We start from the raw sequence: 6,392 nt of genomic DNA, 5'->3' as shown, positions 1-6,392 counted from the left end.
TGAAAGTAGGTCATCGTCAGGCTCTTACAGCCCAGAAAACCCCAGTCAGAATATGACTGGGGTTTTTTGCTTTGCGCCTCTGAAAGGCAATGCTGAGGACTCAGGCGTTGTGAACAAATGAGTGGTCCATTGACGCCGCACCAACGGCAATCAATTCACCCAAGATATCGCCTGTCAATAAATCCAATTCAACACCGCTAAAAAAGCGCGCATGAATGCTCGCAAGATAAGGCGTGCTTCTTAGCCAGCCGTTCCACTGCTCAAGGCCGATTGACTGCAGTTCAAGCAACTTGAACTTCATCAGCACCTTGATGGCGTGGCGTGCGTGCTTCACAGGAGCCCGGCACAGACCATCGAGCCGGCGACGAGCCACCGAGAGAGATTTTTCAACGTCGCCGAACATTGCGCCGTGCCCAGGAATGACCTGGCGCGGCGCCAAGGTCTCGATCAAATCCAGCGTGGCCGCCATATCCCCGAAAGAAGGCTCGCCGGCCAACTCCGGAAATGCCACCCCGAACCCGTTTTCCCACAAGGCATCTGCGGAAATCAGCGTTCGTGACACCGGCTCGAACAGAATGACCGAGTGAGGATCGTGTCCTGGCGCTGCATGAATCTGCCAGCGCAGGTCACCCAGCAAACAATCCGTTTCCGGGTGCAGCAAGCCCGTCAGCTCAAAACGCGGACAAACCTGCCCGGTCGCCACAAAACTCAGGGCCTCTTCGTCCCACCGTTCAACGAGCGGTGCCTCCCCCGGAGGAATGTCGATGCGAACGCCAGGGTAGCGCGCCTGCAATGCGGCGTTCCCGCCGCAGTGATCGCTGTGAAGGTGTGTGTTCAGGATGCGTTGGAGCGGCCTCTCGCCGAGCACCGACGCGACAAGTGCCACCGTTTGCTCTGCATGCGTCGAGTACCCGGTATCGACCACTGCCGTCTCCTCGCGCCCAACGAACAGCACATTGTTCGACGACAGCCAGCCCCGCTCGAACACCACGACATTCGCCGGCAATCCGGCGCTCGCCGCTGGATGACTGCTCATTCAGGCGCTCGCACTGGAGCGAAGTTCACGCCGCAGGATCTTCCCGACGTTGGTCTTCGGCAGAGACTCCCTGAACTCGATGTGCTTCGGTCGCTTGTAGCCAGTGAGTTGCGAGTGGCAATACTGAAGCACCGCGTCTTCCGTGAGCGCGGGATCCCGCCGAACCACGAACACCTTGATGGCCTCGCCTTGCTTCTCGTCTGGCACACCGACGGCCGCGCATTCGACCACCCCGGGGCAGAGCGAAATCACATTCTCGAGCTCGTTCGGGAACACGTTGAAGCCACTGACCAGGATCATGTCCTTCTTGCGGTCGACGATGCGGCTGTAGCCATCTTCCTGCATCACGGCGATATCACCAGTCCGCATGAAGCCATCCGCGGTGAACGCGGCTGCGGTCTCGGAAGGCTGGTTGTAGTAGCCCGTCATCACGTTGGGACCCTTGATGCAGAGTTCGCCAGACTGACCCGCGGGCAATGAATTCCCGTCGTCGTCCTTGATCGCGATCTCGATGCTCGGCAACGGCAGGCCGATGGTCCCGGTGAAGCTCGTGTTCGACACCGGATTGTTGGTGCCGATTGCGCAGGTCTCGCTCATGCCCCAGCCTTCGATCATCGGACAGCCCGTGGCCTCGAACCACTTTCGCGCAGTGCCTTCCGAGGCGGCCATGCCGCCCGCCTGCGAGACGAACAGCGTGGAGAAGTCGATCGACTTGAACTCCGGGTGCATGAGCAGCGCATTGAACAGCGTGTTCACCGCCGGCAGCATGTGGAACGGCCGCTTCTTGAGCACCGCGATGAACTTGTCGAAGTCGCGCGGGTTCGGAATCAGCGTCATGTGCGAGCCCTGGCGGATGACGAGCAGGCACAGGGTCAGCGCGAAGATGTGATACAGCGGCAGCGCCGCGATGCTGTTGACCTTTGCCAAATCTCCGGCGCGTGCCAGTGCCGGCGTGAACCAGGCCTCGGCCTGCAGCGTGGCGGCGACGATGTTCCGGTGCGTCAACACAGCGCCTTTCGACAGCCCGGTCGTTCCACCCGTGTATTGCAGGAACGCGATCGAATCGAGCGTGCTCTGGTCGGGACCCAGCGTGCGGCCGCGTCCTTCGGAAATCGCCTCGTTGAACGGCGTCACGGTGCGACCGTCGCTCAACGGCAGCTTGTAGGCCGGCACGATCTTCGCCAGATGCCGCACGGCCGTCGTGATCCAGGCGCCATACAGCCCCCCCAGCAGGTCACCCATCGAGGTCACGACCACATGCTTCAAGGGCGTGCGCTCGATGACCTTCTCGAGCGTCGACGCGAAGTTTTCCAGGATTACGATCGCCGTGGCGCCAGAGTCCTTCAGCTGATGCTCGAGCTCGCGCGCCGTGTACAGCGGATTCACGTTCACGCAGGTATAGCCCGCGCGCAGCACCCCGCACATGGTCACGGCGAACTGCGGGATGTTGGGCAGCATGATCGCCACCCGCGCGCCCGGCTCGAGCCCTCGCGACTGCAGCCACGCGCCCAGCGCCTTCGACAGCGTGTCGAGCTCGCCGTATGACATCCAGCGCTCCATGCAGACCGAGAACGGCCGGTCGGCATAGCGGCCGAACGCCTCGTCGAACATGTGAGGCAGGGAACGGTACTGCTCGGGATCAATCTCGAGCGGTACGCCCGCCGGATAACTGTGTTGCGCGGATGTTTGCATGCAAGCTCCTTTGGCGCGGATTGTGGGAGCCACCGTGCCTCCCCCGCCAGCGGGCTTGTCCTAGGAGCCGCGCATGGGGTGTCGCGCTCGCGATAGCTGCGGGCCGACCGCCCCCCGCAAAAGAATCAGGCCCTGCCCGACTCGCCCGGCAGCAGCACCCCGGCCTCGATGTCGCTCGCGGCCTCCAGCGACCCGTACAGCGGCGTGAAATCGGGCGCCGTCAGGTCGAACAGCTGCGCGAAGCTGTCGATCACGAAGTAGTTGGCCTGGTACGTATCAATCTTGTAGCGCGTGCGCATGGTGCGCAGGAGGTCCAGCGGCAGCCGGCGCGGTTCGTCGCTCAGCACCGCATGCTTGAGTTCGCCCACCGAACTCAGGATGCCGGCGCCATAGGCGCGCAGCCCGTCGGGCTGGCGAATCAGGCCGAACTCCACCGTGTACCAGTAGAGCCGCGCCAGCTTCTCGCCCGCGCCCAGTTCGTGCGCCTTGATGCCGCCCGCGCCGTAGCGCTGCACGTAGTCGGCGAAGGTCGGGTCGAACAGCATCGGCACGTGGCCGAAGAGGTCGTGGAACACATCGGGCTCGACGATGTAGTCGAACTCCTCGGGCTTGCGGATCCAGTCGGTCACCGGGAACTTGCGGTTGGCCAGCAGCGTGAAGAAAGGCAGCTCCGGAATCAGCCCCGGCACCGCCACGATCTCCCAGCCGGTCGCGCGGTGCAACCGCTCGTTGAGTTCGTCGAAGCGCGGGATGCGGTCTTTCACGCCGAGCGACGGCAGCGCCTTGATGAAGGCGTCGCATGCCAGCCCCGGCAGTTGCGCTGCCTGCCGCTCGTAGAGCCGCTTGTAGGTGTCATGGTCGGCCGGCGTGTAGCTTGCCCAGTCCTGCGGGCAGGTGTAGTCGGCCAGCACGGTGCCGCCGCGCGAGTAGTCGCCGCGCGGCGGGCGGTCCGAGGCGCCGTACACAGCGGGCGTGACAGCGGGAGTGACAACGGCGGCGGCAGGGGAGTCCATGAATGAAAACGATCGCTAGAGAGTTATTTGAGCCAGCGGTCCATCGTGCGCTGGAAGTCACCGCCGGCCTGCTGCAGGTGCAGCCATTGGTCGACGTACGATTTGAAGGCCACGTCGTCGCGCGGCAGCATCCAGGCCATTTCGCCGTACTGCAGCGGCTTGTCGGGGTTGACCGCGCACAGGCCCGGCTTGAGCTTTTGCTGCGTGATGGCCTCGGCCGCTTCGGTCACGAACACGTCGGCGCGGTTGGCAAGGATCTCGTCGAAGATCGTCACGTTCTCGCCGTGCAGCGTGAGCTTGGCCTGCTTGAAGTTGGCGCGGGCGAAACGTTCATTGCTGCCGCCCGGGTTGAAGATGACGCGCACCGACGGTTGGTCGATGGCCGCCACGCTCTGGTATTTGCCCACGTCGGCGCAGCGCGCAATGGGCGTCTTGCCGTTGACCATGTAGGGCGCGCTGAAGAAGGCGCGCTTCTGCCGCTCCGTGGTGACCGACACGCCGCCCACGGCGATGTCGCACTTGCCGGCGGCCAGGTCGGGCAGCAGGTTGGCCCAGGTGGTCTTGACCCACTCGGGCTTGGCACCCAGGCTGGCGCTGAAGCCCGTCATCAGGTCGACGTCGATGCCTTCGAACGAGGCGTCGGTTTTCTGGAAGCTGAAGGGCTTGTAGTCGCCCGGCGTGCAGATGCGAAGCACCGCAGCCTTCTGCACGGAATCGAGGTGCGAGCCGGCCACCAGCGGCATGGCCGCGGGGGCCACCGGCCCCGAGGGCGACATCGCGCAGCCGGAAAGAACGGCGGCTGCCGCCGCGATGGAAGTCAGACCGATCGAAAACGTGCAGCTGCGCATGCCGGGCTCCTGGAGCAGTAGGGAAGGAGCCTTATTTTGCGGCGCTCAGCACGCCGCGGCGCATCTGGTCGAGCTCGATGCTCTCGAACAGCGCCTTGAAGTTGCCGTTGCCGAAGCCGTCGTCGCCTTTGCGCTGGATGAACTCGAAGAAGATCGGTCCGAGCTGGTTCTCGCTGAAGATCTGCAGCAGCAGCGCGTCCTTCTTGCCGTCGATCAGGATCTTGCGCTTCTGCAGCTCCGCCACGCTCTCGCCATGCTCGGGGATGCGCTTGTCGACCAGTTCGTAGTACGTGTCGATGGTGTCCAGCAGCGTGACGCCCTTGGCGCGCAGTTCGTCGACGGTCGCGTACAGGTCGTCCGAGCCCATGGCGATGTGCTGGATGCCTTCGCCCTTGTACATGTCCAGGTACTCCTGGATCTGGCCGGCCTGTTCCTTGCCCTCTTCGTTGATCGGGATGCGGATCTTGCCGCAGGGGCTGGTCATGGCCTTGCTCTTCACGCCTGTGACCTGGCCTTCGATGTCGAAGTACTTGATCTCGCGGAAGTTGAAGAGCTTTTCGTAGAAGCCGGCCCAGACGTTCATGCGGCCGCGGTAGACGTTGTGCGTCAGGTGGTCGATGTAGGTCAGTCCGTTGCCGAACGGCGACAGCGCCTGCTCCGGCGCGATGCCGGGCAAGGCCTCGAAGTCGACGTCGTAGAAGCCGATGTTGCCGATGTCGCCGGGCTTGGCGCCGTTCTTGCCGGGCCAGCGGTCCACCAGGTAGATCAGGCTGTCGCCGATGCCCTTGATGGCGGGGATGTTCAACTCGCCAGGGCCGGCCTTGTCGGCGAAGCCCCAGGCACCGAGCGAGGTGGCGCGCTCGTACGCCTGCTTGGCGTCCTGCACGCGGAACGCGATGGCGCACACGCTCGGGCCGTGCTCGCGCGCGAATTTCTGCGCGAAGGAGTCGGGCTCCGCGTTCAGGATGAAGTTGATCGTGCCCTGGCGGTACAGCAGCACATTCTTGTGGCGGTGCTTGGCCACGGCCGTGAAGCCCATGCGCTCGAAGACCTTGCCCATGGCGACCGGATCGGGTGCCGCGTACTCGATGAATTCGAAACCGTCGGTGCCCATGGGGTTGTCCCAGGGGGTGAAGGCGGGTGCGTCGGCATGGCTCATGTGCGGTCTCCGAAAGAGGTGGGGTTTCGATGAATAAGGCGCGACGTCGGGGCGAAGTCGGCCGGTCATGCAATGTAGGCCGAATGCCTCTCAGGTTTTCTGCGTTTCCGGGCGCTCAGCCTGGCCATCGCGCAGTAAAACTGCAAAAATAGAAGAATGGAAGCACTAGACAAGATTGATAGGCTCATTTTGCGCATGCTGCAAGCAGACGGGCGCGCCACCTATGACCAGATCGCCGAGCAGGTCAGCCTGTCGCCCAGCGCGGTGCTGCGCCGCGTCAAGCGGCTCGAGGAGCACAAGGTCATCGACCGCTACGTGGCGCTGGTCCAGCCCGAAGCCGTCGGCCTGGGGCTCACCGCCTACCTCAACGTGCGGCTCGAGAAGCACACCGAAAGCCACAAGCGCAACCCGATGGACCTGTTCCGCGCCAGCGTGCAGACCTGGCCCGAGGTGGTGGAGTGCGCCGCCCTCACCGGCGACATGGACTACCTGCTGCGCGTGGTGGTGGCCGACATGGCCCACTACAGCCGCTTCATCATGGACACCCTGCTCAAGCACCCCAGCGTGCAGGACTGCAAGACCAGCTTCGTGCTCGACCGTGTCAAGGCCACCACAGCTGTGCCGGTTTAGCCACATCCGGTTGC

The 6,392-nt window shown here is 63.7% G+C and carries 6 protein-coding genes; 1 reads left to right on the top strand and 5 read right to left on the bottom strand.

The window, feature by feature from the left end:
* Positions 1-100: 100 nt before the first annotated feature.
* The 5 genes from AC0IYU_RS34110 to hppD form a co-directional block, all read right to left on the bottom strand.
* Positions 101-1,036 carry an MBL fold metallo-hydrolase gene (locus AC0IYU_RS34110; protein ID WP_472126629.1) on the bottom strand — a complete coding sequence of 312 codons (936 nt, stop codon included), beginning with the start codon at positions 1,034-1,036 and terminating at the stop codon, positions 101-103.
* Positions 1,037-2,728, bottom strand: a complete 1,692-nt coding sequence (locus AC0IYU_RS34105; RefSeq protein ID WP_472126626.1) for an AMP-binding protein — start codon at positions 2,726-2,728, stop codon at positions 1,037-1,039.
* Between the two features lie 125 nt (positions 2,729-2,853).
* Complete coding sequence (gene phhA, locus AC0IYU_RS34100; protein ID WP_472126623.1) at positions 2,854-3,741, bottom strand: phenylalanine 4-monooxygenase; 888 nt, start codon at positions 3,739-3,741, stop codon at positions 2,854-2,856.
* 23 nt (positions 3,742-3,764) lie between these two features.
* A complete protein-coding gene (locus AC0IYU_RS34095) occupies positions 3,765-4,589 on the bottom strand; it encodes a transporter substrate-binding domain-containing protein (protein ID WP_472126620.1) in 825 nt (274 codons plus the stop codon).
* A gap of 31 nt (positions 4,590-4,620) precedes the next feature.
* On the bottom strand, positions 4,621-5,748 hold the full coding sequence (gene hppD / locus AC0IYU_RS34090; protein ID WP_472126618.1) for a 4-hydroxyphenylpyruvate dioxygenase: 1,128 nt from the start codon (positions 5,746-5,748) through the stop codon (positions 4,621-4,623).
* Positions 5,749-5,904: 156 nt separating this feature from the next.
* Between hppD and AC0IYU_RS34085 the strand changes: the two genes are divergently transcribed.
* On the top strand, positions 5,905-6,378 hold the full coding sequence (locus tag AC0IYU_RS34085; protein WP_435436712.1) for an Lrp/AsnC family transcriptional regulator: 474 nt from the start codon (positions 5,905-5,907) through the stop codon (positions 6,376-6,378).
* Positions 6,379-6,392: the final 14 nt, after the last annotated feature.

Source organism: Variovorax sp. AC103 (assembly GCF_979254005.1).
The sequence above is the reverse complement of the archived record's forward strand: the minus strand, read 5'-3'. Positions and strand labels throughout refer to the sequence as shown.

Coding starts and splice junctions, on each gene's coding strand:
- AC0IYU_RS34095 (WP_472126620.1), bottom strand. CDS start 4,589: ATGCGCAGCTGCACGTTTTCGATCGGTCTGACTTCCATCGCGGCGGCA.
- AC0IYU_RS34085 (WP_435436712.1), top strand. CDS start 5,905: ATGGAAGCACTAGACAAGATTGATAGGCTCATTTTGCGCATGCTGCAA.
- hppD (WP_472126618.1), bottom strand. CDS start 5,748: ATGAGCCATGCCGACGCACCCGCCTTCACCCCCTGGGACAACCCCATG.
- AC0IYU_RS34110 (WP_472126629.1), bottom strand. CDS start 1,036: ATGAGCAGTCATCCAGCGGCGAGCGCCGGATTGCCGGCGAATGTCGTG.
- phhA (WP_472126623.1), bottom strand. CDS start 3,741: ATGGACTCCCCTGCCGCCGCCGTTGTCACTCCCGCTGTCACGCCCGCT.
- AC0IYU_RS34105 (WP_472126626.1), bottom strand. CDS start 2,728: ATGCAAACATCCGCGCAACACAGTTATCCGGCGGGCGTACCGCTCGAG.